This window comes from Sphingomonas soli NBRC 100801, from assembly GCF_001591025.1.
Lineage (GTDB): Bacteria > Pseudomonadota > Alphaproteobacteria > Sphingomonadales > Sphingomonadaceae > Sphingomonas > Sphingomonas soli.
Map to the genome: position 1 here is coordinate 24904 of NZ_BCTZ01000004.1, position 26022 is coordinate 50925.

Annotated in this window: 25 protein-coding genes; 10 read left to right on the top strand and 15 right to left on the bottom strand. The window is 66.1% G+C overall.

The genetic code is table 11. The features are described from left to right. Window positions 1-23: 23 nt before the first annotated feature. The 4 genes from SSO01S_RS03600 to SSO01S_RS03615 form a co-directional block, all read right to left on the bottom strand. The gene (locus SSO01S_RS03600; protein WP_083942822.1) at window positions 24-1430 is read right to left on the bottom strand and encodes a cell wall hydrolase; all 1407 of its coding nucleotides are present in this window, start codon (window positions 1428-1430) and stop codon (window positions 24-26) included. 94 nt (window positions 1431-1524) lie between these two features. Then, window positions 1525-1854, bottom strand: coding sequence for a hypothetical protein (locus SSO01S_RS03605; protein WP_157073627.1), 330 nt, complete (start codon window positions 1852-1854; stop codon window positions 1525-1527). 77 nt (window positions 1855-1931) lie between these two features. Beyond that, the gene (cysK, locus tag SSO01S_RS03610; protein WP_066795297.1) at window positions 1932-2852 is read right to left on the bottom strand and encodes a cysteine synthase A; all 921 of its coding nucleotides are present in this window, start codon (window positions 2850-2852) and stop codon (window positions 1932-1934) included. Then, on the bottom strand, window positions 2849-4174 hold the full coding sequence (locus SSO01S_RS03615) for an MFS transporter (RefSeq protein ID WP_066795299.1): 1326 nt from the start codon (window positions 4172-4174) through the stop codon (window positions 2849-2851). The genes cysK and SSO01S_RS03615 overlap by 4 nt, the downstream gene beginning before the upstream one ends. Window positions 4175-4403: 229 nt before the next feature. Here SSO01S_RS03615 and SSO01S_RS03620 point away from each other — a divergent pair, with 229 nt between their 5' ends. After that, window positions 4404-4754 (top strand): WYL domain-containing protein, encoded by a 351-nt coding sequence (locus SSO01S_RS03620; RefSeq protein WP_066795302.1) that lies wholly within the window; start codon window positions 4404-4406, stop codon window positions 4752-4754. Window positions 4755-4806: 52 nt separating this feature from the next. Here SSO01S_RS03620 and SSO01S_RS03625 read toward each other — a convergent pair whose 3' ends face one another. Beyond that, window positions 4807-5319, bottom strand: a complete 513-nt coding sequence (locus SSO01S_RS03625; protein ID WP_083942823.1) for a glycine zipper 2TM domain-containing protein — start codon at window positions 5317-5319, stop codon at window positions 4807-4809. Window positions 5320-5498: 179 nt separating this feature from the next. Here SSO01S_RS03625 and SSO01S_RS03630 point away from each other — a divergent pair, with 179 nt between their 5' ends. Then, window positions 5499-7703 carry a putative bifunctional diguanylate cyclase/phosphodiesterase gene (locus SSO01S_RS03630; protein WP_083942824.1) on the top strand — a complete coding sequence of 735 codons (2205 nt, stop codon included), beginning with the start codon at window positions 5499-5501 and terminating at the stop codon, window positions 7701-7703. A 230-nt stretch (window positions 7704-7933) separates the two neighbouring features. Here the strand turns inward: SSO01S_RS03630 and SSO01S_RS03635 are convergent, their stop codons facing one another. From SSO01S_RS03635 to SSO01S_RS03645, 3 genes are all read right to left on the bottom strand, one after another. Then, window positions 7934-8425 (bottom strand): hypothetical protein, encoded by a 492-nt coding sequence (locus tag SSO01S_RS03635; protein ID WP_066795308.1) that lies wholly within the window; start codon window positions 8423-8425, stop codon window positions 7934-7936. Window positions 8426-9122: 697 nt separating this feature from the next. Further along, a complete protein-coding gene (locus SSO01S_RS17135) occupies window positions 9123-9701 on the bottom strand; it encodes an endonuclease domain-containing protein (protein ID WP_083942825.1) in 579 nt (192 codons plus the stop codon). A gap of 151 nt (window positions 9702-9852) precedes the next feature. Beyond that, window positions 9853-12162, bottom strand: coding sequence for an ATP-dependent helicase (locus tag SSO01S_RS03645; protein WP_066795310.1), 2310 nt, complete (start codon window positions 12160-12162; stop codon window positions 9853-9855). A 99-nt stretch (window positions 12163-12261) separates the two neighbouring features. Between SSO01S_RS03645 and SSO01S_RS03650 the strand changes: the two genes are divergently transcribed. From SSO01S_RS03650 to SSO01S_RS03665, 4 genes are all read left to right on the top strand, one after another. Further along, window positions 12262-12657: a GFA family protein gene (locus SSO01S_RS03650; RefSeq protein WP_066795313.1), complete on the top strand. Its 396-nt coding sequence runs from the start codon at window positions 12262-12264 to the stop codon at window positions 12655-12657. Between the two features lie 35 nt (window positions 12658-12692). Further along, window positions 12693-12878 (top strand): hypothetical protein, encoded by a 186-nt coding sequence (locus tag SSO01S_RS03655; protein WP_066795318.1) that lies wholly within the window; start codon window positions 12693-12695, stop codon window positions 12876-12878. Window positions 12879-12955: 77 nt separating this feature from the next. Continuing rightward, window positions 12956-14218: an MFS transporter gene (locus SSO01S_RS03660; RefSeq protein WP_066795322.1), complete on the top strand. Its 1263-nt coding sequence runs from the start codon at window positions 12956-12958 to the stop codon at window positions 14216-14218. Between the two features lie 63 nt (window positions 14219-14281). Further along, a complete protein-coding gene (locus SSO01S_RS03665; protein WP_066795324.1) occupies window positions 14282-15436 on the top strand; it encodes an aspartyl protease family protein in 1155 nt (384 codons plus the stop codon). Between the two features lie 89 nt (window positions 15437-15525). On the opposite strand, the gene rsmD is transcribed toward SSO01S_RS03665, so the two are convergent. Further along, entirely contained in the window at window positions 15526-16065 is a 540-nt protein-coding gene (rsmD, locus tag SSO01S_RS03670) for a 16S rRNA (guanine(966)-N(2))-methyltransferase RsmD (protein WP_066795333.1), read from the bottom strand. Continuing rightward, entirely contained in the window at window positions 16062-17342 is a 1281-nt protein-coding gene (locus SSO01S_RS17140) for a pseudouridine synthase (protein WP_281178670.1), read from the bottom strand. Before SSO01S_RS17140 ends, rsmD begins: the two co-directional genes overlap by 4 nt. Before the next feature lie 100 nt (window positions 17343-17442). On the opposite strand from SSO01S_RS17140, the gene SSO01S_RS03680 reads away from it, so the two are divergent. Then, complete coding sequence (locus SSO01S_RS03680) at window positions 17443-17880, top strand: response regulator (protein WP_066795335.1); 438 nt, start codon at window positions 17443-17445, stop codon at window positions 17878-17880. 53 nt (window positions 17881-17933) lie between these two features. Here the strand turns inward: SSO01S_RS03680 and SSO01S_RS03685 are convergent, their stop codons facing one another. Beyond that, a complete protein-coding gene (locus SSO01S_RS03685) occupies window positions 17934-19088 on the bottom strand; it encodes an aromatic ring-hydroxylating oxygenase subunit alpha (RefSeq protein ID WP_066795337.1) in 1155 nt (384 codons plus the stop codon). A gap of 59 nt (window positions 19089-19147) precedes the next feature. Between SSO01S_RS03685 and SSO01S_RS03690 the strand changes: the two genes are divergently transcribed. The 3 genes from SSO01S_RS03690 to SSO01S_RS03700 are packed head-to-tail and all read left to right on the top strand — an operon-like array spanning window position 19148 to window position 21758. Beyond that, window positions 19148-20509 (top strand): AmpG family muropeptide MFS transporter, encoded by a 1362-nt coding sequence (locus SSO01S_RS03690; RefSeq protein WP_066795339.1) that lies wholly within the window; start codon window positions 19148-19150, stop codon window positions 20507-20509. Then, window positions 20509-21264, top strand: a complete 756-nt coding sequence (locus SSO01S_RS03695; protein ID WP_245646566.1) for a tetratricopeptide repeat protein — start codon at window positions 20509-20511, stop codon at window positions 21262-21264. Before SSO01S_RS03690 ends, SSO01S_RS03695 begins: the two co-directional genes overlap by 1 nt. Then, window positions 21261-21758 carry a DUF2939 domain-containing protein gene (locus SSO01S_RS03700; protein WP_066795342.1) on the top strand — a complete coding sequence of 166 codons (498 nt, stop codon included), beginning with the start codon at window positions 21261-21263 and terminating at the stop codon, window positions 21756-21758. The genes SSO01S_RS03695 and SSO01S_RS03700 overlap by 4 nt, the downstream gene beginning before the upstream one ends. A 68-nt stretch (window positions 21759-21826) precedes the next feature. Here SSO01S_RS03700 and SSO01S_RS03705 read toward each other — a convergent pair whose 3' ends face one another. The 4 genes from SSO01S_RS03705 to trpA form a co-directional block, all read right to left on the bottom strand. Next, window positions 21827-22255, bottom strand: coding sequence for a DUF6628 family protein (locus SSO01S_RS03705; RefSeq protein WP_066795345.1), 429 nt, complete (start codon window positions 22253-22255; stop codon window positions 21827-21829). Window positions 22256-22716: 461 nt separating this feature from the next. Then, window positions 22717-24033, bottom strand: a complete 1317-nt coding sequence (locus tag SSO01S_RS03710; RefSeq protein WP_066795348.1) for a bifunctional folylpolyglutamate synthase/dihydrofolate synthase — start codon at window positions 24031-24033, stop codon at window positions 22717-22719. 115 nt (window positions 24034-24148) lie between these two features. Continuing rightward, a complete protein-coding gene (gene accD, locus SSO01S_RS03715) occupies window positions 24149-25009 on the bottom strand; it encodes an acetyl-CoA carboxylase, carboxyltransferase subunit beta (protein ID WP_066795351.1) in 861 nt (286 codons plus the stop codon). Continuing rightward, window positions 25006-25791 (bottom strand): tryptophan synthase subunit alpha, encoded by a 786-nt coding sequence (gene trpA, locus SSO01S_RS03720; RefSeq protein ID WP_066795354.1) that lies wholly within the window; start codon window positions 25789-25791, stop codon window positions 25006-25008. Before trpA ends, accD begins: the two co-directional genes overlap by 4 nt. Between the last annotated feature and the right edge of the window lie 231 nt (window positions 25792-26022).

Consider the following 26022-nt stretch of genomic DNA (forward strand, 5'->3'; position numbering starts at 1 on the left):
TCCCGGCGGTAGCCGGGGTCCGTTCAGTCGGGTTGTTTGACGGCGGGCGCGATCGGCGTCGGTCGCGGGGTTGGCGATGGGCGCGGCCCCGGCAAAGTGAGCGTCGCCTGCGGTTTCGTCGCTTCGGTCACCGGCTCTTTCTTCCGGACGCCCGCAAGTGGTGGGGGTAGCTTGGCGTCCACCGCCGTGGCGGGAGCCACGATCGCCCCCGCAACTGGCGGCTGGGCGCGCATGCATTGCACCGGGCTGGGTCGCTTGAACTGCTGGCAGTTCCACAGCGCCTTCGCGAAGCCCTGGCTCTGATCGCGCAGATAGCTGAACGACATGGTTGATACCTGCGCGCTGCTGAGCGGCAGGGCGGACGGCGTCTGCTTCGGATCGGTCCAGGCCATGAACTTGCAGTAATGCCGTTCGCCGCAGGTGCGGATCGCCAGCGCGGCAAAGGCGTCGGTGCCCATCCCCTTGGGCAGCGTAAGCATGAAATTATTGCCCTCCGCGGTGCCGCCGCTTTCGACCGTCATCGGTGCGGGGACTGCGCTTGCGGGGATCGTCGCGGGATCGATCATCGCGCCCTCTGACCCTGTCGGAAGGTCCGTGGCGGGCAGCGCGTCGGGATCGCCGAAATGGGCGGGCGAGAGCCGCGACAATTTGGGCACGTTCGGTTCGACGCCGGCATAGCCGCGGCTGAAAGCGGGCGGCGTGCCCCACCAGCCGGCCCAGCGGAAGAACAGATGCGTGTGTACCTCGGTGATCTTCTCAAGGCTGGCGCTCCAGTACGGCACCACCCAATCGGTATGGTAATGCGTCGCGTGCCCCACCGGCGCATATACCGAGCCATAGAGCGCCATGCGCGCGACGCCGCGGGCGCGCTCCCATGCGGCTGGGCGGGGCGCCCAGCGGACCATCGCGCCATCGCAGGTGAAGGTGAACTGGCAGCCGGTCGAGCGTTCCTGCCCCTGGAACACCACGCCGCAGATCGTCTTCGGGAAAGCCGGATGGCGCATGCGGTTGATAATGACCTGTGCCACTGCCCGCTGGCCTACCGCGTCGTCACCCGCTTCGTAAAACACAGCAGCCGCGAGACAATCGACCGCGCGCGCCTGACTTTCCAGCGAGCCAAAGAGACGGAACGCGCGCGCCGCCGGGTTGGGCAGGGTGGAGAATGGAATAGCGTCGTTGATCGATTTGGCGTCTGCGGGAGCAACTTCCTGGATCCGGACCGGCTCCACGGCCGGAATCTCCGTCTTTGGGACCACGCGGTTCGAGATCACCACATGGGGGCGCTTGTGCTGCACTACGCGCGGGGTCGTGAGGACAAGGGCCAGCGGCGCAATGATCGCGGCCAGCGCGATCAGCCCGAGGATGGCCTGAAGAATGGGGAGTACGCGCGGGGAAGGCGCGGGGTCAGACGGATGCAGAAGCAGCTCCATGCGCGGGGATCGCGCCCCTTAACGCACAAGGAGGCTTCATGGAACCGTGACGGCGGCGAAATGGCGCCGGTGCGGGCTGGCGGTAGCCGCTTCGCTAGCTGGGCCAGAATCCGGTGGCTTCGCACATATCCCAATGGTCCGCCGCGCCGAGCTTGCACGCCGCGCTGCTATTGCCTTCGCGACATTGTTTCACCTCGCGCTGGAAGCGCTTGTAGCAGCTTTCCGGCTTGGCCTGGACCGCCGGGGCAGGTGCCGCGACGGCCTCGGGAATCACATGAACAGCGGGCACGGCGGCGACAGCGGCCTTCACCGCGTCGCGCGCCTCTACCGCGCTCGGCATGACCTTCGTGTCGCTTCCGAACACGAAAGGCCACGCCAGAAAGATCGCCAGCGCGAAGCTGGCGCAGATCATTGCGTTACGCACGAGAATTCCCCCCGGAATGCGCGTCTAACCCCGACTCGGTCAGCCTACTGTTAACCCGGGATTAATGTCGAGGGGATTCAGCTCTCTGGCAAGAAGTCCGGGACGCTCAAGTAGCGCTCACCTGTATCATAATTGAACCCCAGCACCCGGGTTCCTGCCGGAAGCTCTGCCAGCTTCTGGCGAATCGCGGCGAGCGTGGCCCCGGACGAGATACCGACGAGCATCCCTTCTTCCCGGGCGGAGCGGCGTGCCATCTCCTTTGCGTCGCCTGCATCGACCTTGATCACACCATCGATCACATCGGTATGCAGGTTGCGCGGCACGAAGCCAGCGCCGATCCCCTGGATCGGATGCGGACCAGGCTGGCCGCCGGAGATGACAGGCGAAAGCTCAGGCTCCACCGCGTAGACTTTGACGTTCGGCCAGCTCTTCTTGAGCGTCTCGGCGACGCCGGTGATGTGACCGCCGGTGCCGACGCCGGTAATGACGACGTCGATAGGGCTGTCGGCGAAATCGTTCAGGATTTCCTGCGCGGTGGTTCGAACATGGACTTCGACGTTCGCCGGGTTTTCGAACTGCTGCGGCATCCACGCACCGGGCGTGGATTCGACGATCTCCATCGCGCGCTCGATCGCGCCCTTCATGCCCTTCTCGCGCGGAGTCAGATCAAAGGTTGCGCCATATGCCAGCATCAGGCGGCGGCGCTCGATCGACATGCTCTCAGGCATCACCAGCACCAGCTTGTAACCCTTGACCGCAGCGACCATCGCCAGACCGACGCCGGTATTGCCACTGGTCGGCTCGACGATCGTGCCGCCGGGCTTCAGGCTGCCATCCGCTTCAGCCGCCTCGATCATCGACAAGGCGATCCGGTCTTTGATCGACCCGCCGGGATTGGTCCGCTCTGATTTGATCCAGACCTCGGCATCGGGAAACAGCCGGCTCACGCGGACATGGGGCGTGTTGCCGATAGTGTCGAGGATCGAAGGGGCCTTCATATCGTCATCTCCTTGGGAGGTATCTCAAGATTGGCCGGAGGATCGAAGGTACGCGCCCGCCTGAGCTCAGGGAATAGCCTTGCCCATAATATCGTGACAAGGATCGCACCTATCCCGCCGCCCACCACTGCGGCGACCGGACCAATCGCTGCGGCGAGGAACCCGGATTCCGCCTCGCCCAGTTCGTTAGAGCCGGAAATGAACAGGGTCGAGACGGCGCCCACCCGGCCCCGCATCTCATCCGGCGTATAAAGCTGGATAAGCGACTGGCGTACATAGACCGAAACCATGTCCGCCGCCCCCAGCACGAACAGCGCTACGAGGCCGAACAAAACGGCCGGGGCGAAATCGCTGCCGATCGCAGAAGGACCGAGGATCGGCACCAGCAGGGGTGCACTGAGGCCGAAGAGTGCCGTTGCAGCGCCGAACGCAGCGACCGACAGAAGCATCTTGATCCCGACATTGGTCTTGAGCGGGCGCCAGGCGAAGATCGCGCCGACCGTCACCGCGCCCAGAGCGGGTGCCGCCCGTAGATGGCCCAGGCCCTCCGATCCGACCTGGAGAATGTCGCGGGCATAGACCGGGAGCATGGCGGTCGCGCCGCCCAGCAGCACCGCGAACAGATCGAGTGAGATCGCGCCGAGCACGAGACGATTGCGGCGTACATAATGCAGCCCGTCGACCATCTGTGCCCAGGGGCTGCCCTGGGAGCGGGTGGTGGGAAGCGGCACGGGTCCGATCATGCAAAGCATCGCCAAAGCGAGCAGGAAAAGCCCGCCCGATACCGCATAAGGCAGCCAGTCTGCGCCGGCATAGAGATAGCCGCCCATGGCCGGTCCGATGATCGAGCCGGATTGCCAGGCGACGGCGCTGAGCGCGATCGCCGTGGGCAGGACTTCCTTGGGAACGAGGTTTGGCGCGAGCGCGCTCAGCGCTGGGCTGGCGAAAGCTCGCGCGACGCCCAGCAACGCGGCGATCCCGAACAAGGAGGGCAGGGTAACCGTGTGCGTGTAGGTGAGCCAGCACAGGCTGAGCGCGCAGAATGCCTCCAGCGCCACGGCGCCCCGTGCGATCCAGCGGCGATCGATCCTGTCCGCTACCCAGCCCGCGTAGAGCGAGAGCACGAGCAAGGGGAGGAACTGCGCCACGCCGATCAGCCCGAGCTGGAACGCCGCTTCCTTCACGCTCATCGTCTGGCGGGCGATGTCGTAAACCTGCCAGCCGATGACGATCACCATCGCCATCTGGCCCAGCGTGGTCGAGAGCCGGGCGAGCCAATAGTATCGGAAGTTCGCTACCGCGAACGGGTGACGGGCGGCCATTGCAGGCTCTTGGCGGTTTCGGGCCGGGGGAACAAGACCCGCGCGCCAAGGTTCTTACGGCAACGAAACCAGCAGGAGAGAAAAGATGGGCAAGGGCATCCTATTGTGGCTGGTGGGCATCCCGATCCCGATCATCATCCTCCTGCTCCTGTTCTGGCGCTAAGGCGAGGTGCGCCGCCGCACCAACAAGGCTATTGCTGCGGCGCACCATAATCCCCATAATAACGATATGACTTCTTCGGCAGATTCTGCGGATCAGGGCCCGACTGGCCCGGTAGCCACCATGTTCGAGGCGGTGATCCGCCAGCTTTGCGTGTCGGTGACATACAACCGCACGCGCATGATCCTGGCACCGCACATCCTCTATATGCGCGGAGACGCGCTTTACACCGACGCGTTCATCGTCTCGCGTGAGAACATGCTTCCGCGCGAGCCGAAGATGGGCACGTTCAAGATTGACGGGCTGAACGATGTAACGCTGACCCAGCGTCCGTTCGAGCCGAGCGCGCTGTTCGATCCCGACCAGGCGAAATATGCCATCAAGATGATGGCGATCGAGCCGCAGGACGTGGCCGCCTGATACGGCGAAGCGGCGGCAAGCATCCCGGGGAGCCTGCCGCCGACCGGCTGCCTTAACGGCAGCGCACTTCCTGGTTGCGATCGACCGAGCTGCCGAGCGCGCCGCCGGCAATTGCGCCGAGCAGCGTGCCGATCGTCTTTGAACGGCCGCCCGAGATCGCGTTGCCGAACAGACCACCCGCAGCAGCGCCTACGATAAGGCCGGTGCTGCCATCGCTGCGCTTGCAATAATATTTGCCGTCCTGGCCGCGATAGACGCGATCGTCCGCGGTCAGCACGCGATCGCGATAGCCGGGCGGGGGTGCGCGATAGTCGCGTGCCGGATCGTAGAATTCATCGTCGCGCGGATCGCGCCAATCGGCACGTGCGCGCGCGCTGCGGTAGCGCTCCACAGCGGCCTGATAGGCCTGATACTCGGCGTCGAAGCGGCGCTGGGCTGCATCGAAGCGGGCTTCCTCATCCTGCTGGCCATAGCCGGGACCGCCGGGACCGCGCTGCGCAGAGGCGGGCGTCGCCGCGGCGAGCGTAGCGGCGGCGATGGCCGCCATGCATGTGAAGGTCTTCATATTATGCTCCTCTGAAACTGCCCGGGGGATACGAGCGGTGGCATGGAAACGTTCCCGCAACAACCGTGACTCAACGCTGAACGGCTTGTGAAAAAGACACATTCACGCCTTCACGAAAGCTAAAGGGTCCGCTCGTAACATCGCCGCAACGACGACCAGGGGACGGCAGCGGAGAAAGGATGAGCGGGCGAAACTCGGGGGCTGCCCAGGCCAAGGGCGTCAGCATGCGCGCGGGGATTCCGTTCGTGCGCAGGACGGCTGCCGACGCGCTTGCCGCCGAGCATCTCCGGCTGTTCCGCAACTATGAAGCGATGGAGCTCGGCTGGTTCTGGGCTACCGACGCGGACGGCCGCATCACCTATCTGAGCGACAGCGTCGCGCATGCGATCGGTGAATCGCCGGAGGCCGTGCTGGGCCGCGACTTTATCGAGGTATTCAAACACGCCGCCGACGATGCCGACTTCGACGCAGAGCCGCGCCGGACACTGCCGTTCCAGATGGCGCGGCAGGGGCGGTTCGAGACGGTCCCGGTGCGCGTCGAGGTAGCGGAAAAGGAGCGCTGGTGGGCGCTTTCGGGCCAGCCGCAGACCGATTCCCGGGGCACATTCTGCGGTTATCTGGGCCACGGCGTGGACGTGACCAAGGAGCAGCACGCCGCGCTGGAGAGCAACCGGCTGGCGATGTACGATCCGCTGACCGGACTGCCCAACCGCCGCCGCATGGGCGGGCTGCTGGACAGCACCATCGCCGCCTTTCGCAGCCAGCAGCGGCCCTGCGCGCTGCTGCTGATCGATCTGGACCGCTTCAAGCAGATCAATGACAGCCTGGGCCATCCGGTGGGTGACGCGCTGCTCAAGCTGGTGGCCGAAAGGCTTTCGAACATCGTGGGCGATTCCGAGAAGATCGCGCGGATGGGCGGTGACGAGTTCCAGATCATCCTGCCCGACGCGCACGACCGGATCGCGATCAACGAGCTTGCCACGCGCATCATCGAATCGGTCTCGCACCCATATTACATCAACGGCAGCCGCTGCATGATCGGCGCGTCGATCGGCATCGCGGTGAGCCCCTATGACGCGACGACCAGCGACGAGCTGGTCCGCAACGCCGATCTCGCCCTGTATGCCGCCAAGGGCGCCGGGCGGGGCAGGGCGCGCTTCTTCTCCTCCGACCTGCTCAAGATGGCGGAGGACCGCCGCCTGCTGGAGCATGACCTGATCGACGCGCTCGGCAATGGCGAGTTCGCCGTCCACTACCAGCCTGTCGTCTCCGCCAAGACCGAGGAAGTCACCGGCTTCGAGGCGCTGCTACGCTGGAACCACCCCAAGCGCGGGCGGATATCGCCGTCGATCTTCATCCCGATCGCCGAGGACGCGAACCTGATCCCGCAGCTCGGCGAATGGACGCTGCGCCAGGCCTGCAAGGACGCCGCGACCTGGCCGGGGAATCTGCGCGTCGCGGTCAACGTATCGCCGATCCAGTTCGCCAGCGAGGCGCTGCCCGCCATCGTGATGAGCGCGCTCGCCAATTCGGGGCTCAAGCCCGAACGGCTGGAGCTGGAGATCACCGAGAGCGTCTTCCTGGGCGACGGATCGGAGACCGATGCCCGCTTCGCTGCGCTCAAGCGCGTGGGCGTCCGGCTGGCGCTCGACGATTTCGGCACCGGCTATTCCTCGCTCGGCTATCTGAAGTCCGCGCCGTTCGACAAGATCAAGATCGACCAGAGCTTCGTGCGCGGCACCACCGAGGAAGGCGCGCGCAACCAGGCGATCATCGCCGCGATCGTGGCGCTCGCCAACGCAATGAACATGGAGACGACGGCAGAGGGCATCGAGAGCTTCGACCAGCTCGAGACGATGCGCCGGCTGAACGTCAGCCATATCCAGGGCTTTCTATACAGCCGCGCGGTGCCCAACGAGGATTTGAGCACGCACGTCGTGAACGGACGCTGGGTGATCACGCCGCAGGGCCCCGCCAAGCAGCGGCACATCCGCCACACCACGTTCCGCAAGGTCGGCGTGATCCACGACAATCATTATTACGCGGCGGTGCTCAAGAACGTCTCGGCATCGGGCGCGCTGATCGAGGGGATCGTGGACGTGCCGGAGGGCACCCAATTCGTGATCGACCTGGGCGACGGCCAGATGGTGGTCGCGATCGTGCGTCGCGCGCTGGGCCAGCAACAGGGCATCGAATTCGAGCAGCCGCTGGTGGAGGACGCTTCGGGCACGCTGACCACCCGCCACCGCGTATCACCGCGCGTGCTGGCGGAATCGGGGCTGCTGAAGCAAGGCAACAGCCTGGTCGCGAAGAGCGGCGAGGGGCAATTGAGCCTGCCGGCATTCCACACCGTCACCGAATGGGGCGGGATCGAGAGCGCGTGAGGCTGGTTCGCCGCGCACATCGCGGCGCCGGAAGGTTACACTAAAGTGACACCAAGAACGCGCTTTGCGGTGCGGTCCTGCAGGCACCGGACGAAGCGCGGAAGTTTACGATACGCGCATCGCCGACGCTATCGAGGCTGACGAATTCAAAGAGCGGACGGCGGGGCCGACCGGCTCAGCCAAGCAGGTGAAATCCTACATTTCAAGCATTTAGTGCAGAGGGCTGCGGGCTAATGGAAGGTCGGTCCGCGCCGATAGCGGGCGATCTGCTCTTCGACCCTATCCGCCGACTCCTGGGTATCGGTGAGGATCTCCACCCGGCGGCCGAGCGGGCGCAGGCTGCCGCGCACGATGATCGACAGCCCCTTATCCTCGGGCAGCATCTCGATCGCGGTGACGCGCGACCAGGCGAAACGATGGACGCGCCAGAGCAGATCGCCGCGTATCTCGATTCCGAAGCGATCGAGCGCAAGCTGCGGCTCGCCATGCGCGCGCGCCGCCGCGATGCGCTGAGACCGGCGCCATGCGAGCAAAGCGGTGATCACGCAGGCGACGGCGCCCGCCAGCCGGGCGAGCGCGGTGCTTATCCCCCAGCCGGTCAGCTCCGCGGGCTGGAGCAGCGCAGCCCCGAGCAACACCGCCACTCCGAGTGACGCCGCGATGATCCAATATTGGAGCGTGGCGATGCTGGGCGCGGGATAGAATTCGAGGCGATCGGGCATGCGGTGGTGCTAGCGGGAGGGCGGGGCGGGGAGCAATGGGGATGTGGGGCATTGCTCTCTCCCCTCTCTCCGCTTGCGGGGAGAGGGTGGTCGAGCGTCAGCGAGACCGGGAGAGGGGGTTTTTGCTACAAGCGCATACGCTCGCGGTCACTGCCCCTCTCCCTTCCGCCGGCTGCGCCGGCTCCCTCCCTCTCCCCTGAAGGGGAGAGGGGAGAAGGGATTAGATCTCCCCTGCTTCGATCAGATCAACGATCTTGTCGATGAGCGTTAGGTTAGCTTGATGCATTCCGCAGTACGGCGGCATTTCTGACTAGGCTTCTATCTATATCAAGAGCGGCGTATCATTTCACAATGTCAATTCACCCTGTCAGGGTTTCTTGACTATCGATAACGTGGGAATAATCTCCAGCTATAAAATATTGGAGTCGTTGAATATGACGGCAACCGAAGGCGCGACAAAGGCCCTCGTCGAGCTTCCGATACTGAGATGTCTTGCGACTGGCGGCTGGAAACAGCCTGGCGAAATTAAGGACTTCGTCGCGCGGTTCGGCGGCCTTCCGTCGCAGGCGAAGAAAGCTCTTAGAGGCAGACCCGCCGAAGCGCAGTCAAACAATGCTGTTCAGAACGCGATCAGCGTATCTCGTGCGGGCAGTCTGACGCGGATGGGGCTAATTGAGTATGACAGTTTCAGGGGGTCTTACAGAATAACGCCCGCAGGACGCGCGAGGCTCGACGCACTCGAAGGATTAGCGGTCAGCGCTGCATTTGCTGTGTAGGAACACAAGTACACGAGATTTGAGACTGTTGATTGGTGATGCCGCGTGGGGAGGGCGCCAGCGAAGCCGGGAGAGGGGGTTTTTGCTACAAGCGCATAGGCTCGCGGTGACCGCCCCTCTCCCTTCCGCCGACTTGCGTCGGCTCCCTCCCTCTCCCCGCAAGCGGAGAGGGAATGGGCGATCGTCTGGAGTACGCCGTCCAGGTTGGTCATCACGTCGCTGTTCGTGAAGCGGAGGACACGGAAGCCCTGGCTTTCCAGGAACGCAGTGCGGCGATCGTCATAGGCTTGTTGCGTGGCGTGGGTATCGCCGTCCACCTCGATCGCGAGCATCGCCGCGCGGCTGGTGAAATCGACGATGTAATTGCCGAGGACGGTCTGGAAGCGGAACTTGGTGGCTTCGAAGCGCCTGGCGCGGAGATGGTACCAGAGGCGGGCTTCTGGCGGGGTGGGGTTGGAGCGCATCTCACGCGCGCGGCGCAACAGTTCCGGGTCTCTCATTCCCTCTCCCCGCAAGCGGAGAGAGGGCGGCCAAGCGAAGCGAGGCCGGGAGAGGGGGCTATTGGCCAGCAACCGGGATTATCCACGCCCCTCTCCCTTCCGCCGATTTGCGTCGGCTCCCTCCCTCTCCCCGCAAGCGGAGAGAGGGAAATCACCCCACCGTCACGAACGAATCCATCACCCGCTTCCGCCCCGCCGTCTCGAAGTCGATCTCCAGCTTGTTGCCTTCGATTTCCGCGATTTCGCCATAGCCGAACTTCTGGTGGAACACGCGCATCCCCAGCGACAGATCAGAGCGCGGCTTGGCGCCTACGCTCACCGCGCTGGCTTTGCCTTCCAGTACGCGCGGGGCTTCGCGGGTGAAGGTGCGGGGTTTGAAGGTGCCGCCGGGGTTCTTGGGGTCGAAGCCTGCCGCGCGCTGCCAGCCGGGGCCGCGGCCGGTGCCTCGGCTGGTGTCGGCGAAGGGGTCGGCGCGGTCGGACCAGTTGGCCTGCCATAGCGAGGCACCGCCGGTCATGGTGGACTCCTCATGCGTGTGTTCGGCGGGGAGTTCGGCGATGAAGCGGCTGGGGAGCGAGGAGGTCCATTGGCCGTAGATGCGGCGATTGGCGGCGTGGAGGATGGTGGCCTGGCGGCGTGCGCGGGTGATCGCGACATAGGCGAGGCGGCGTTCTTCCTCGAGGCTGGCGAGGCCGCCTTCGTCGAGTGCGCGCTGCGAGGGGAAGATGCCTTCTTCCCAGCCGGCGAGGAACACGGTGTCGAATTCCAACCCCTTGGCGGCGTGGATCGTCATGATCGTCACCTTGGGCTCGTCGGCGCTCGCTTCGTTATCCATGACGAGGGAGACGTGCTCAAGGAACGCGGTCAGGCTCTCATATTCCTCCATCGCGCGGACGAGTTCGCCCAGATTCTCCAGCCGGCCCGCTGCCTCTGCGGTTTTGTCGGCCTGCCACATCGCGGTGTAGCCGCTCTCATCGAGGATGATGCGGGCCAGCTCAGGATGGGGCAGGGTGTCGCCCATGGCGCGCCAGCGGGCGATGTCGCCGATCAGGTTGCCGAGCGAGCGGCGGGCCTGCGGCGTCAGTTCGTCGGTATCGAGGATGCGCGCGGCGGCGACCGTTAGCGGAACGCCGCCGGCGCGGGCGGATTGGTGGACCTTGGCCAGCGCCTTGTCGCCCAAGCCGCGCTTCGGGGTGTTGACGATGCGCTCAAATGCGAGATCGTCCGAGGGCTGGGCGACCACGCGGAGATAAGCGAGCGCGTCGCGGATTTCCTGCCGCTCATAGAAGCGGAAGCCGCCGATGATCTTGTAGGGCAGGCCGATCGAGATGAAGCGGTCTTCGAACTCGCGGGTCTGGTGCTGGGCGCGGACGAGGATGGCGAAATCGTCGAGGCTCTTGCCGCCGCGCTGACCGCCCTCAATCTCCTCGCCGACGCGGCGCGCTTCCTCGGGGCCGTCCCAGACGCCGAGCACTTTGACCTTTTCGCCTGCATCCTTCTCGGTCCAGAGCGTCTTGCCGAGGCGACCGCCATTGTTCGCGATGACGCCCGAGGCCGCGCCGAGGATGTGCGGGGTCGATCGGTAATTCTGTTCGAGCTTGATGACCTTTGCGCCCGGGAAATCCTTTTCGAACTTCAGGATGTTTTCCACCAGCGCGCCGCGCCACGAATAGATCGACTGATCGTCATCGCCGACGCAGCACAGGTTGCGGCGCTCCTGCGCGAGCAGGCGCAGCCAGAGATACTGGACGGCGTTGGTATCCTGATATTCGTCGACGAGGATGTAGCGGAAGCGCTGCTGATAGCTTTCCAGCACGTCGCGGTGCGTCTTGAGGATGGTCAGCATGTGGAGCAGCAGATCGCCGAAATCGCAGGCGTTGAGCGCCTTCAGCCGCTCCTGATATTGCGCATAGAGCGATTGGCCGCGGCCATTGGCATATTGCTCGCTCTCGCCCGCGCCGACCTCGGCCGGGGTCAGCCCCTTGTTCTTCCACTGATCGATCAGCCCGGCGAGCTGGCGCGCGGGCCAGCGCTTCTCGTCGAGATCATTGGCGGCGATGAGCTGCTTGAGCAGGCGAAGCTGATCGTCGGTGTCGAGGATGGTGAAGTTCGATTGCAGCCCGACCAGCTCGGCATGGCGGCGCAGCATCTTCGCGCCGATCGCGTGGAAGGTGCCGAGCCAGGGCATGCCCTCCACCGCCTGCCCGACGTGGCGGCCGACGCGCTCCTTCATCTCGCGCGCGGCCTTGTTGGTGAAGGTGACGGCGAGCAGCTCGGAGGGGTACGCCTTGCGCGTCCAGAGCAGGTGCGCGAGGCGCGCGGTGAGCGCCGCGGTCTTGCCCGTGCCAGCGCCTGCGAGGACGAGGACGGGGCCTTCGGTGGTGAGCACGGCGTCGCGCTGGGGTTCGTTCAGGCCCTGCAGATAGGGGGCATCGGCGGGCGTGGGGGCGGGAAGCGACATGCGCGAACAGGTAGGGAACGGCGGGGCTGGGGGCAAGCCGGATTGCGCGGCGCGTGCGGAACATGTATAGAACATTCGATTCGAGAGGGAGATAGGAACATGCCCAAGGGCCAGTGCCATTGCGGAGCGATCCGCTATGAAATGCCGGGTGAAGTCGCGCACCACGCCGCGTGTCACTGCACGGATTGCCGGAGGGCGACGGGGGCGCCGCTGGTGAGCTGGGCGCTTACCAGCGCGGAGGCCATCCGGATCGAGGGGACGCCGCGCGTCTATGCCTCTTCCGAACATGGCCGCCGCCATTTCTGCGGCGATTGCGGCACGAGCCTGTTCTACACCAACGAAGTGATCTTCCCCGGCATGATCGACGTGCAATCGGCGACGCTGGACGATCCGGGCGAGATCCCGATCCAGGCGCAGATCCAGACCGCCGAGCGGATCGGCTGGATGGCGACGCTGCACGAATTGCCGGCGTTCGAGCGCTATCCCGCACCCTGATTGCGGGCGGCGCGCGGCGCGACTAGGCTGGCCCGATGAAGATGCCGAACCGCAAACTCAGGCTGGGGATCGTGCTCGCGATCGCCGTGGTGGCGGCGTTCGTCGCGTGGCGAACCTCGACCCCGAAGGAGCGCCCGCCCTGCGTGCCCGGGCGCGAGGAGGTTCGCGACGACAAGGGCGAGATCGTCGAGATCAAGCGCACCGAGTGCTTCCGGAGCTGACGACCTTCGCGGCAGGCTTGCTCTAATCTGTTTCCCATCGGCCGCTTTCGGAATAGGAGCGTGACGGGGAGAGCTACATGACCAACACCGCGCCTGCATCGCATCGCCGGATCCTGTTCGCCAGCCTGGTGGGCACATCGGTCGAGTTCTACGATTTCTATATCTATGCGACCGCCGCGGCGCTGGTTTTCCCCATCCTGTTCTTTCCGGCGACCGATCCGGGGCTGGCGCAGCTTGCATCCTATGCGAGCTTCAGCGTGGCTTTCTTTGCGCGGCCGCTGGGCGGGCTGGTGTTCGGCCATTTCGGGGACCGGCTGGGGCGCAAATCCACGCTGGTCGCGTCGCTGATGCTGATGGGCATATCGACCGTGCTGATCGCGTTCCTGCCCACTTATGCCATGATCGGCTGGGTCGCGCCGCTGCTGCTCTGCCTGCTGCGCTTCGGCCAGGGGCTTGGGCTGGGCGGCGAATGGGGCGGGGCGAGCCTGCTCGCGGTGGAGAATGCGCCGCCGGGCTGGGCCAATCGCTATGGCGCGTTCCCGCCGATGGGCGCACCGGTGGGCTTCATCTGCGCCAACGGCTTCTTCCTGATCCTGGGCGCGGTGCTGACCGACGCGCAATTCGCCGCATGGGGATGGCGGCTGCCGTTCCTCGCCAGCGCGCTGCTGGTGCTGCTGGGGCTGTGGGTGCGGCTGACGCTGACCGAGACGCCGGCATTCGTGGAGGCGCAGGAAAAGGCGCCGCCGCCGCGCGTGCCGGTGGGCGAATTGCTGCGCGACCACCTTCACCCGACGATCGCGGGCACGCTGGCGACGGTCGCGTGCTTCGCGCTCTTCTACATCTCTACCGTGTTCATCATCGGATATGGTACCAAGGCGCTGGGCTATGACCGTGAGACGTTCCTGGGGCTGGAACTGGGCGCGATCCTGTTCATGGCGGCGGGGATCTGGATCGCGAGCAGCTATGCCGACAAGTTCAGCGCATCGCTGGTGCTGTCGATCGGCTGCGTCGTGACGGTTCCCGCCGGGCTGTCGATGGTTGGGATGCTTGCCCCCGATGCGCCGGTGATGCTGTTCGGCTGGCTGGTCTTTGCGCTGTTCACCATGGGGCTGGTCTATGGGCCGCTGGGAGGCTGGCTGCCCAGCCTGTTTCCGGCGCGGGTGCGCTACACCGGGGTTTCGGTGACGTTCAACATCGGCGGGATCATCGGCGGCGGGCTGACGCCGCTGATCGCGCAGGCGCTGGTCGTGCGTGGCGGGCTGCTTTGGGTGGGGCTGTATCTGGCGGGTGCGGGCATGCTGAGCCTGATCGCGCTGATGACGCTCAGGAAGCGCAAATAGCGCTTTCAAACCGTCACGCGGCCCGCTTAGGCTGACGGAAAGCTGAAGGAGCCGAGCGTGACGATGCTGAGCAGAAGAAGCGTGATCGGCGGCGGCGCTGCGCTGGCGGCGGGAGTGCCGTTTGGCCGGGCATTGGCCGCAGCGGGCCGCCCGCCCTTTATCAGCAGGATCGTGCTGGAAAATGGCCGCGTCTGGATCGGCGCGATGCTCGACGGCAAGGGGCCGTTCTTCTTCGTGCTCGATACCGGCAGCGGACTGAGCTTTATCGAGGACAGCTTCGCGCGGCGACGAGGCCTGTCCTCGCGGCCCGGACAGCGGCGCTTCGGCATCGGCGGCGGCGTGAGCGAATATAGCAATTACGTCGCCAAGGAAGTGCGGCTGGCGAGCGGCATCCGCTTCAACAACATGGTGTTTGCCGGCACGCGCGACGGGCTGCTGGGGGCCGATCTGGTCGGCGGGTTCGGATCGGGCCTGTTCACTAGCTATGACAGCGACCTGGATTTCGTGAAGGGCGAATGGCGGGCCTATACCGATGGACGCCCGGATTTCGCCGGGCTCAGCCGCGTCAAATCGCGCTTCACCATGAAGGACGTCGCGCCCAAGATCGTGATGGACGCGCAGGTGGACGGGTTTGCGGGCGAGTTCATCATGGACACCGGCTTCTCGCGCGCGCTCTCGCTGGACGGGCGGGCGACCGCGAAGAGCGGATTGTGGGACGATAGCCGTCCCTATGTGCCGACGGAGGCGCGGGGCTTCGGGGCCGCAGGCATCCCGACACGGCTGGTGCGCGCGGAGAAGCTCAGCTTCGGCGGCCACGCGATCGAGAGGCCATTGGTATCGCTCAGCGCGCCGGGGACGATTTCACACGAGACCGCGGGGCTGATCGGGCTGGAAGCGATCGGCCGATTCCACCTGACCACGCGCGTATCGGATGGATCGCTGTGGATCGCACCCAATGGACTGACGCCCCGTGCGTTCGGGTATCGCCTCTCCGGCCTGTGGCTGACCGAAAAGGGCGGACAGGTGACGATCAGCGATGTCGGGACGGGAAGCCCGGCAGCGGCAGCGGGGGTAAAGAAGGGAGATGTGTTGAAGGGCGGCGACCTGAGCACGCTGATCCGCAACACCAATGGTGCGCCGGGCAAGCAGGTGACGCTGGAGATCGAGCGCGGCGGCGCGGCGCAGACGATCAGCTATACGCTGAGGCCGTGGCTTTAGAGCTGGATCGGGTGGGGTTGAAGGAGAAGCGGGACCCCGGGGCAAGCCCGGGGTGACGAGGGGAAGGGGGCTTGATGAAGTGCCTTTCCCTAGGACGCGCGCAGCAGCGTGATGCGGGCCTTGCCGTGGACGCGTGACGTATCGGCGGTGAAACCGGCGATCTCGGGTTCCTCGTCCTTCGCCGTCTCGATGCTCACCCAGGTGGCGGGGCTCGTCCAGCCGAGGCGAGCCAGCTTGTCGAGCGCGACGCTGCCCGCGCTGGTGCCATAGGGCGGATCCATCAGGATGAGGTCGAGCGGCTTTACCGCGGGACCGAGCGCCATCACCGATCCGGCGCGGACATCGGCGCCCTTTGCGCCCAGCTTCGCGATATTGGCCTTGAGCGCGTCGATCGCGGCCTTGTCCTGCTCGACGAACAGGCAGGTAGCCGCGCCGCGCGACAGGGCTTCGAGCCCCAGCGCACCCGAACCTGCGAAGAGATCGGCAGCCGCCAGATCCTCGAAGCTGCCGACACGGCTGGTGAGCATCGAGAATAATGCCTCACGCGTGCGATCTGCGGTGGGGCGGGTGGTATCCCCTTTGGGCGCGACGAGCGGACGCCCGCGCCACTGGCCTGCGATGATCCTCATTTGCGCGTGCGCGGCGGGCGCGCCGACTTGCCGGGGCCGCCCGGACGCGACGGCCTGCCACGGCCGCCGGATGGACCCTTGGTCGGCCGATCAGGGCCGGAGCGCGGAGGCCGGGGCTCGAGCGTGTCGCGATGCGCGCGAGCACGCGCGGCGCGGGCGGGCTTGGCGATGGTCTCGTCCCGGGGAGCGCGATCGGGACGCGAGGGGCGGTCAGTGGCGCGGGCCGGGGTGACGCGCGGGGTGAAGCGTGCTTCGCCCGCGGACGCGGCGCGTGGAGAGCCACGACGGGCTGGTGCTTCTTCGCGCGCCGGGCGCTCGGCGCGAGGGGGCGTGCCACGCGGCGTGAAGCGCGGTTCGACCGGTTCGGGGCTTGGGGAAGCGGCGCGGGCGCGGGGCGGGGCCTGGGCCCGGCTGCGCTGGCCGTCTGGCTCGCGGCCACCGGCCTGCACCGGTTGCGGTTTGGGTGCCGCAGGCACGCGCTGGCGCACCGCGAATTGCAGGTTCGACGCCGCCTTGCCCCCGCCGGGCTTGGACAGAACCGTGCGGAAGGTCGCCAGGTCGTTCTGGCGGATCTCATCGACATCGCCGACGGGCAGATCGCCGAGATAAAAGGGGCCATAGCGCGTGCGGATCAGGCGGCTGACTTCGAGCCCGAGATATTCGAGGACACGGCGGACTTCGCGGTTCTTGCCCTCGGTCAGCGTCAGCTCGATCCACACGTTCGCGCCGGTGCGCCGCTCGATATTGGCGTTGATCGGGCCATAGCGGACGCCCTCGATCTCCACGCCGAGCATCAGATCCTCAAGCTGAGGCTGGGTGATGTTGCCATAAGCGCGGGCGCGATAGCTGCGCTCGACCCCCGAGGAAGGCAATTCGAGCTGGCGCTTGAGTTCGCCATCGGTGGTGAGGAGCAGCAGCCCTTCGGTGTTGAGATCGAGGCGGCCGACCGGCATCACGCGGGGAAGCCCCGCCGGCATGCGATCATAGATCGTCATGCGTCCGGTGAAATCGCGCTCCGCCGTGAGCAGGCCGGCAGACTTGTGATAGCGAAAGAGCCGCGCAGGCTCCGGAGCGGCAACCGGATTGCCATCGACCGTCACACCCTCCAGCGAGGTCAGCACGGTGGCGGGCGTATCCAGCGTCTTGCCATCGAGCGCGACGCGGCCCTCGGCGATCATGCGCTCGATTTCACGGCGGGACGCGATTCCGGCACGGGCCAACAGCTTGGCGATGCGCTGGCCCTCGCGGGCGGGCTCATTGGGTTTCGATGGGGGCACGCGGGCGATATAGCGATTGTGCGGCGTGTCGCAAAAATTATTGCGCCCGGAAAACGTTTTGCGCGTTAATGCCCGGGCGAACCGGCTGAGAGCGTAACGAATGTTGTTTGGAGGCAAGAAGAAGCGGCGGATCGAGCGGCTCCTCATCGTGGAGGACGAGCCGCTGGTGGCGTTCGACAATGAGCATTTCCTGACCCAGGAAGGCTTCGAGATCGCCGGGACGGTGGATTCGGTGGCCGATGCGCTCGCGCTGATCGCCGAAGCGGAAGAGATCGACCTGCTGCTCGTCGACGTTGCCTTGTCCGACGGAAGCGGGGTCGAGGTTGCGCAGGCTGCGCACGGGCGCGGGATCGCCGTGATGTTCGTTACCGGCAACTGCCCCGGCGAAGCGAAGGACTTCGCCGCGGGATGCCTGGCCAAGCCCTATGCCCAGCGCGACCTGCTCGCGGCGATCGATGCGGTGGAGGCCGCGATCGAGGGGCGGAAGGCACCGCGCAAATTGCCGGCGGGGTTCAGCCTGTTCGGCAAGGTAGGCTGAGGCACTTTCGCCAGGCAGTCACCCGACCTTGTGCCGGGTGTGGGTTTCGACCCTCACCCTTCCGGCGCTTGCGCGCCTCCCTCCCTCTCCCGGCGGGAGAGGGATTGTTCCACCGCGTCGTGGAAATGGCGGATGCCGCGTTCGAGCGTGCCGAGGGTGAGGCGCTCGACGGCGCCTGAGGCCAGTCCCTGCTGGCCAAGCTCGGCGGCGCGGAAATCCTCTCCGGCGAAGACGCCGCCGTCGAGCAGCTCCCAGCTACGCTCCCAATGGGCGAGCGCCTTTTCGGTGGCGGGAGCTTCCGGAATGAGCATGAAATCCTCGACCAGCACGCGATCCTCCGCCTGGGGCATCAGCACCATCAGGTTGATATAATCGGGACTGACGACGAGCACCGCGCCGGGGAACATCTGATAGGTGTAGGTGATCGCCGCGCGCAGCGCAGCCCAATCGCTGGAGTCGAGCGCCCCTTCGCGGCCGACGGCGCTGCGCTGGTGCGGGCCGATCGTGTCTGCCGTGGAGACGCCATCCTTGAAGAAGGGGCCGATCGTTCCGGCGTGGAGGCGCTGGACGTGATAGGATTCGAGGAACGCATCCATGATCAGCTTCCAGTTCGCCTTCACATCATGCGTGCGGCGGCGGAAATGATGCTGGGCGGCGAGATCGAAAGCCTCGAATTCCTGCGCCAGCGTCTCTGCCTCGCTGAAATCCGCGCCTTCATCGAAGGAGAACCAGATCAGCCCGCCCGCCTCGCGGGTGGGCAGGCGACGGAGATCGTGCGCCGCCTTGTCCAGACCGGGAAATGTTTCGGCGCGGGGAACGCCAGTCAGGCGGCCGTCGAGCGCATAGGTCCAGGCATGATAGGGGCAGACAAGGCGCGGGGCTTTGACCGCCGCGCATCCCTCCACCAGCCGCGTGCCGCGATGGCGGCAGACATTGAGGAAGACATGCGCCTGTCCATCCTTGTCGCGGGCGATCAGCAGCGGCTTGCCGAAGCCGTCATGCGGCACGGCCATGTTGGGCTCGGGGAGCAGCGCCGAGGGGGCGATGACCAAAGGCACGCGGGCGAAGATGCTGTCGCGCTCGTCCTCAAAGCGCCGGCGCGAGGTATAGGCGGCTGCATCGACATGGCTGATCCCTCCATCGCCCTTCGCACCGCCACGGGCGAGCGCGGCGGCAAGGGCAAGCTGGCCTTCGGTCGGCGCGTTCATCCTTGTCCTCTCCTTCCTTTGCGCTAGTTTCGGCGCGAAAATCCTAGGGGGCAAGCGGAATGGCGAGCGATACGACATTTGAGGAAGGCACCCGCCGCGGCTTTCTCGCGACCATGGCGCCCTATCTCCGCTCGCGGCCGATCGCTGCGCTGCTGCTCGGTATTTCGAGCGGATTCCCGCTGGCGTTGCTGCTCGGGACCATGACGTTCTGGCTCGCCAAGGTTGGCATCGAGAAGAAGACGATCGGCTTCGCGATCGGGCTGACGACTCCCTACACGCTCAAATTCCTGTGGGCGCCGCTGGTGGACCGGCTGAAACTGCCGGTGCTCACCGGCCTGTTTGGTCAACGCCGCGCGTGGCTGTTCACGATCCAGGCGCTGCTTTTCGTCTCGGTATGGATGCTGGGAGCAAGCCAGCCGGAACTGCATCTGGGCGTCTTCGCCTTCTGGGCAATCGCAACGGCATTTCTGGGCGCGACGCAGGACATCATCATCGATGCGTATCGCATCGAGATCCTCCCCGAAGACGAACTGGCGCATGGCACCGCGAACAACCAGTTCGGATATCGGCTCGGCGCGTTTGCGGCAGGCGTCGGCACGATCGCTATCGCCTCTCCAGAGGGGCTGAACCTGGGCTGGGCAATGGCCTATGGCCTTACCGGCTTCTGCATTCTTCCCGGGCTGATCGCCGCCTTGTGGATGGGGCCTGGGCTGCACGACAAGGTGCTGAGCGCGGCACCGAAGCAAAAGCCCGGCGAATGGCTCGAATCGACGCTGATCGGGCCGTTCCGCGAATTCCTCGTCCGGCGCGGAGCGGTGCTCATCCTGTTGTTCGTGATCATCTACAAACTGGGTGACGCGATGGGGCAGGCGATGCTGAACCCGATGATCGTGGAACTGGGCTTCAGCGACACCGAATTCATCGCGATCAACAAGGTGATTGGCTTCTGGGGTCTGATCGTCGGCACCGCGCTATCGGCACCGCTGATGGCGTGGCTGGGAATGGGTCGGGCGCTGTTCGTATCCGGATTGCTGATGATGGTGAGCAATCTCACCTTCGCGATACTGGCAACGCAGGGCCATTCGAACCTGTGGCTGACGATCGCCGTGGCCACCGAGCAGGTCACCAGCGGAATGGGGCTGACCGTGTTCGTCACCTATCTCTCCGGACTGTCGAGCCTGGCCTATACCGCGACGCAGTTCGCCCTCTTGTCATCGCTTGCCGGCGTCGGGCGGACCTGGCTTGCCGCGCCGGCGGGCTATTTCGCCGAGCAACTCGGCTGGGTGGGCTTCTGGCTGATGACCACGGTGGTCGCGCTTCCGGGCATGATCCTGCTTTGGATTCTCTGGCGAAAGGGCTTCGTCGTCGAAAGCGTCCGAAAGGCGCGGGCGGGCGCCGAGGAACCCGCCAAGACCGCCTGATGCCGTATCTCGCGGTGATCGGGCTGCAGGTGATCTGCATCGTCCATCTGATGCGCAACGGGCGCAATCCGATCTGGCTGTCCGCGCTGATCTTCCTGCCTGTCGTCAGCGCGCTCGCCTATTTCGTTGTCGAGATGTTGCCCGGGCTGGGCGGAATCCGGCACGTGCGCACCGCGAAGAGCAATGTCGTTGCGCTGATCGATCCGGAGCGCGACCTGCGCGCGGCGCAGGAGGCGCTCGATCTTGCCGATACCGCGGCCAATCGCCTGCGCGTGGGGGACGCGATGGCTGCGCTGGGCCGGCACGCCGAGGCGCTGCCGCTATATCGCGAGAGCATCCGCATGACCGTGGGCGAGCCCGACCTGCGCACGCAGGGTAAGCTGGCCGCATCGCTCTATGAGACCGGGCAGGCCATGGAGGCGCTGGCGCTGCTCGACACGATGCCCGAGCCGGCCGGCCAGAGCGAGAAGGACCGGCAGGCGCTGCTGCGTGCCAAGGCGCTGGAGCATCTGGGGCGCAATGCCGAGGCGCTTGCCATCTACGAGGATGTCGTGACGCGAATTGCCGGCGAGGAAGCACGCTGCCGATACGCCGCATTGCTGATCGCCGAAGGTTGGGAGCGGCGCGCGATCAAGGTGCTGGAGGAGGTCGAGACGCGGATGCGGCATCTCGACCGCCAGCAGCGCGCCGCCGATGCCGACATGTATCGCTGGGCGGCGGAAACGCTGGCCCGGTTGCGCGGCGGCGCGGCATGAAACGGATCCTGATCGCGGTGGCGCTGCTCGCGGCGCTGGCCGGGGGAGGCTGGTATTGGGCGTCGCCCTGGTGGACCGTGCAGACGATGAAGGACGCCGCCGAGGCGCGCGACGTGGACGCGCTATCGCGGCGCGTGGATTATGAGTCGCTCCGCGCCAGCCTGAAGGCGCAGCTGCGTGCGCGGGTGGAGAATGGCAGGCGCGACGACGGTGTGCTCGAGGCTTTGGTCGCGGGCGGGATCGCCGACCGGCTGGTCGACGCGGCGCTTACCCCTGAAGCGATGCGCGTGATCTTTGCCGCAGCCCCGCTGGCGGCGCAGCCCGCGCGCGGCGCAGTCAAACTCAAGGCCAGCGACATGGAGATGCGCCGCGACGGGATCGACCGGTTCCGGTTGGTGCGCAAGGACGGCAAGAGCGGCGCGCTGATCTTCCGGCTGCGCGGGATGCGTTGGATGCTCACCGGTATCGAACTGCCCGCGCAGGGGGTTGGATAGGGGGCTGCCCGACGTTTCGCGCGACGGATCAAGGCCGCAGCATGCCATCAGTAACCGGTGGCCGTTTGTCACTCGCCCAGCGGCAATGCGAGGTCGGCGAATGCGTTCGCGAGCGCATGGGCCGTCACGAGGACGCCGCAGGCATCACGCACCCCGAGCATGTCAGCGAGCAGGACGGCGGCGCTCTGTGGATTTGTGCGCACCCTGGCCATGACTTCGAGCAATGCGGCCTCTGCACCGGTGATGCGCGGGCAGCACCATGGGGCGATCTGGATCGGGCCGGAGGAGATCGCCGACATCTCCTGCATCAGTGCGCGGAGGAGAACTAGGGGGCGCTGGAAGTCCTTGCCGAACGCGGTGACGAAAGAGTGGGCCGCGCAAGCATCGTGCAGGCCATGCATGCCGATCTGACGAACGCCGAAGAGGAAGAGTCGGGCGCCAGCGTCCTCGGGTTGGAGTGCGGGAAGGGTGGTGGAAAGCATGGTGCTGACGGTCATGATGACTCCCGATGACTGTGAACGGGAATTTGCGTGAAACGCTAATGATAGTCAATCGCAATAAGGACGGGTTGCGATGAGATGAGGCGGGCTGACGGATTTCGCGGTAGCGCGGCGCCACTCTTGAGCGCTTCACCGGAGGGGTGTGGACCGCGCCCTCTGTCACCCCGGACTTGTTCCGGGGTCCACCGCGTGGCTGGGTCAGAGCTGGAGCTTCCTCGGTCTGCGCTTGCGGCGTGGTGGATGCCGGAACGGGGTCCGGCATGACGATCGGGGGCGCTGGCGATCGCGCCGAGAGCTGGCGGGGAGGCTGTCGATCGCGCCCTTCGTCACCCCGGACTTGTTCCGGGGGCCACCGCGCGGCTGGGTGAGAGCTGGAGCTTCGGCGCGATGCGCTTGCGGCGCAGTCGATGCCGGAACGAGGTCCGGCATGACGAATTGCGGATGGGCTTGCCCGCGGGTCAGGCGGGAAGCTCGCCGTTCGTTTCCAGCACCTTGCCCGCGAGGTATAGCGAACCGAGTACCAGCACGGCGGGCGCGCCGCCCTGCGCGGCGATATTGCGGAGGGCGGACGGCACATCGGGTGCCATCGATGTATCGGTGATGCCCAGATCGCGGGCGATCCCGGCCAGCGCTGCGGGAGCGTGATGCTCATGGCCCGGTACCGGAACCGCATGGAGGCTGGTGGCCAGCGGCGCGAAGGGCGCGAGCAGGCCACGGGCATCCTTGTTTGAGAGCATGCCGATGATGAGGTGAAGCGGGCGGCCTTCGGCCACCTGCGCGACGGTAGCGCTGACGGCGGCGGCGGCGGCTTCGTTGTGGCCGCCATCGAGCCAGAGCGTGCTTGCCGGAGGAAGCAGATCGAGCAGCGGGCCTTCGCTGAGGCGCTGCATTCTCGCGGGCCATCGAGCGTTTCGAGCCCCAGCCGCGAAGGCGCTATCGGGGATGGCAAGCGCGTGCTGGTGGCGCAGCAATGCGATGGCGAGCGCGAGATTGGCGGGCTGGTGCGGGCCGGCGAGCGCGGGGAGGGGTGTTTCGACCGTTCCGGCCCCGTCACTGTATAGCAGCCGATCGCCTTGAACCTGCCAGTGCCAGGCATCGCCCGCTGCTTGGACCGGCGCGCCGCCGGTCGCGGCTATCGCTGCGACGGTGAGGGCGATCGGATCGGGATAGGCCATGGTGACGAGCGGCACATCGGGCTTGGCGATGCCGGCCTTTTCGGCGGCGATGGCCTCTGCCGTATCACCCAGGAAGCTTTGATGATCGACGCCGAGCTGCGCGATTCCGGTGACGGCGGGGCGCTGGATCACGTTCGTCGCGTCAAGCCGCCCGCCAAGGCCGACTTCGACGATGCAGGCATCCGCAGGCGTGCGCGCAAAGGCGAGGAAAGCGGCGGCGGTGGTGACTTCGAAGAAGCTCGCGCCGATATCGCCCCCAGCGCTCAGAACCTCCTCCAGCAGCGGGGCAAGCTCGGCATCGTCGATCAGCGTGCCAGCGAGGCGAATGCGCTCGTTGAAGCGAACGAGGTGGGGACTGGAATAGACGTGCGTGCGCAGTCCTGCCGCCTCGATCGATGCGCGCAGGAAGGCGCAGGTCGATCCCTTTCCATTGGTGCCCGCGACATGAATGACCGGGGGCAGGCGCAGATGCGGATCGCCGACGCGCCCGAGCAGTTCGGTGATGCGGCCCAGGCCGAGGATATCGGCACCGGGGGAGAGCATGGTGAGCCGATCGAGCTGGCGCTGGACGGCGGGATCGGAGGAGGTGGCGTGGTCCATTACTCCCTCTCTCCGCCTGCGGGGAGAGGGCTGGGGAGAGGGGCCTGTCGAGAAGGTGCCGCAACAGCCCCTCTCCCCGACCCTCTCCCCTGAAGGGGAGAGGGAGAAACGGAAATCATGCCGCCTGCTTTGCCTCGCACAGCAGGCCGATCAGCTGGCCGAGCTTGTCGCGCAGATCCTTGCGGTGGGTGACCATGTCGATCAGCCCGTGCTCGAGATAATATTCGGAGGTCTGGAAATCGTCGGGCAGCTTTTCGCGGATCGTGTTCTCGATCACGCGACGGCCGGTGAAGGCGAGCGTGGCGCGCGGCTCGGCGATCTGGACGTCGCCCAGCATCGCATAGGCCGCCATCACGCCGCCCGAAGTGGGATCGGTCAGCACGACGATATAGGGCAGGCCGGCATCGTGGAGCATCTCGATCGCCACGGTAGTGCGCGGCATCTGCATCAGGCTCAGAATGCCTTCCTGCATGCGCGCGCCGCCCGAAGCGGTGAAGACGATATAGGGCGCGCGATCGGCGATGGCGGCTTCGACGCCGGCAATGAACGCCTCGCCCACGGCCTGGCCCATGGAGCCGCCCATGAAGGCGAAATCCTGAACGCCGATCACGGCCCTGCGCCCGTGGATCGTGCCGGAAGCGTTGAGGAACGCGTCCTGCTCGCCGGTGGCGGCGCGGGCGGCCTTGAGGCGGGCGGGATAGGGCTTCTGATCGCGGAACTTGAGCGGGTCCTCAGCCACCTTGGGGCTGGGCAGCACGGTGTAGCTATCCGCATCGAACAGATACTCGAACCGCTTTGCCGGGCCGATGCGATCGTGATGATCGCAGTGCGTGCAGACGTGCTGGTTGGCCTCCAGTTCCTTCAGGAACACCATCGTCCCGCAGCCCTTGCACTTGTGCCAGAGATTGTCGGGGCTCTCGGTCGAGCGGGTGGTGACATAGGCGAGCGCGTTACGAACGCGGCTGATCCAGGTCATGCAACTTCCTTTGCGGCGTGAATCGCCGTCGATAGCGATTGAATATAGGCGCGAACGTGGCGCGGCGCATCTTCGCCATGCTTGCCGATGAGCTCGACAATGGCCGAGCCGACGATCACGCCATCGGCAACGCGTGCGATGTCCGCGGCCTGATCGGGGGTGCGCACGCCGAAGCCCACCGCGACGGGAAGATCCGTGACGGATTTGAGGCGGCGGACCGCGTCCGCGATCGAAGCCTGGGCGGCCTGTTGCAGCCCGGTGATTCCGGCGACCGAGACGTAATAGAGGAAGCCATTGGCCCCTTCGAGCACGGCGGGCAGGCGCGCGGCATCGGTGGTCGGCGTGGCGAGGCGGATGACGTCGACGCCCTCGGCGCGGAGCGCATCGCCCAGGCTGTCATCTTCCTCGGCGGGGATATCCACGCAGATCACGCCATCGATCCCTGCTTCGGCTGCGGCCTTTGCAAACCATTCGGGGCCGCGGACGGTCATCGGGTTGGCGTAGCCCATCAGGACGAGCGGCACATCGTGGCGTGCGCGGAAATCGCGGGCAAGGGCGAGCACATCGGCGGTGGTGATGCCCTTGGCCAGCGCGCGCAGGTTAGCGGCCTGGATCGTGGGACCATCGGCCATCGGATCGGTGAACGGCATGCCGATCTCGATCACGTCTGCGCCGCCCTCGACAAGGGCATCGAGGATGGCAGAGGTGTCGCCGTCACCAGCGGTGATGAAGGTGATCAGCGCGGCGCGATCGGCGGGGAAGGCGGTGGCTAGGCGGCTCATGATGTTCCGATCGTCCCGGCGCAAGCCGGTGCCGTGTGCAATTGGGCGTGTGCCTGGGGCATGCGATCCCAGCTTTCGCTGGGATGACGCGAGAATTTCATCGCGCACGCCGCCACCCCAGCGGAAGCTGGGGTCTCGCGCGACCACGCGCGCGGTTGGGGCATGCGATCCCAGCTTTCGCCGGGATGACGGGAGAGGTTCATCGCGCCCGCCGTCACCCCAGCGGAAGCT

Coding starts and splice junctions, on each gene's coding strand:
- rsmD (WP_066795333.1), bottom strand. CDS start 16,065: ATGAGGATCATCGCAGGCCAGTGGCGCGGGCGTCCGCTCGTCGCGCCC.
- SSO01S_RS17135 (WP_083942825.1), bottom strand. CDS start 9,701: ATGAGAGACCCGGAACTGTTGCGCCGCGCGCGTGAGATGCGCTCCAAC.
- SSO01S_RS03705 (WP_066795345.1), bottom strand. CDS start 22,255: ATGACCGTCAGCACCATGCTTTCCACCACCCTTCCCGCACTCCAACCC.
- trpA (WP_066795354.1), bottom strand. CDS start 25,791: ATGAGCCGCCTAGCCACCGCCTTCCCCGCCGATCGCGCCGCGCTGATC.
- SSO01S_RS03600 (WP_083942822.1), bottom strand. CDS start 1,430: ATGGAGCTGCTTCTGCATCCGTCTGACCCCGCGCCTTCCCCGCGCGTA.
- SSO01S_RS03665 (WP_066795324.1), top strand. CDS start 14,282: ATGCTGAGCAGAAGAAGCGTGATCGGCGGCGGCGCTGCGCTGGCGGCG.
- SSO01S_RS03700 (WP_066795342.1), top strand. CDS start 21,261: ATGAAACGGATCCTGATCGCGGTGGCGCTGCTCGCGGCGCTGGCCGGG.
- SSO01S_RS03710 (WP_066795348.1), bottom strand. CDS start 24,033: ATGGACCACGCCACCTCCTCCGATCCCGCCGTCCAGCGCCAGCTCGAT.
- accD (WP_066795351.1), bottom strand. CDS start 25,009: ATGACCTGGATCAGCCGCGTTCGTAACGCGCTCGCCTATGTCACCACC.
- SSO01S_RS03680 (WP_066795335.1), top strand. CDS start 17,443: ATGTTGTTTGGAGGCAAGAAGAAGCGGCGGATCGAGCGGCTCCTCATC.
- SSO01S_RS03625 (WP_083942823.1), bottom strand. CDS start 5,319: ATGAAGACCTTCACATGCATGGCGGCCATCGCCGCCGCTACGCTCGCC.
- SSO01S_RS03690 (WP_066795339.1), top strand. CDS start 19,148: ATGGCGAGCGATACGACATTTGAGGAAGGCACCCGCCGCGGCTTTCTC.
- SSO01S_RS03615 (WP_066795299.1), bottom strand. CDS start 4,174: ATGGCCGCCCGTCACCCGTTCGCGGTAGCGAACTTCCGATACTATTGG.
- SSO01S_RS03620 (WP_066795302.1), top strand. CDS start 4,404: ATGACTTCTTCGGCAGATTCTGCGGATCAGGGCCCGACTGGCCCGGTA.
- SSO01S_RS03655 (WP_066795318.1), top strand. CDS start 12,693: ATGAAGATGCCGAACCGCAAACTCAGGCTGGGGATCGTGCTCGCGATC.
- SSO01S_RS03695 (WP_245646566.1), top strand. CDS start 20,509: ATGCCGTATCTCGCGGTGATCGGGCTGCAGGTGATCTGCATCGTCCAT.
- cysK (WP_066795297.1), bottom strand. CDS start 2,852: ATGAAGGCCCCTTCGATCCTCGACACTATCGGCAACACGCCCCATGTC.
- SSO01S_RS03650 (WP_066795313.1), top strand. CDS start 12,262: ATGCCCAAGGGCCAGTGCCATTGCGGAGCGATCCGCTATGAAATGCCG.
- SSO01S_RS03630 (WP_083942824.1), top strand. CDS start 5,499: ATGAGCGGGCGAAACTCGGGGGCTGCCCAGGCCAAGGGCGTCAGCATG.
- SSO01S_RS03660 (WP_066795322.1), top strand. CDS start 12,956: ATGACCAACACCGCGCCTGCATCGCATCGCCGGATCCTGTTCGCCAGC.
- SSO01S_RS03635 (WP_066795308.1), bottom strand. CDS start 8,425: ATGCCCGATCGCCTCGAATTCTATCCCGCGCCCAGCATCGCCACGCTC.
- SSO01S_RS03645 (WP_066795310.1), bottom strand. CDS start 12,162: ATGTCGCTTCCCGCCCCCACGCCCGCCGATGCCCCCTATCTGCAGGGC.
- SSO01S_RS03685 (WP_066795337.1), bottom strand. CDS start 19,088: ATGAACGCGCCGACCGAAGGCCAGCTTGCCCTTGCCGCCGCGCTCGCC.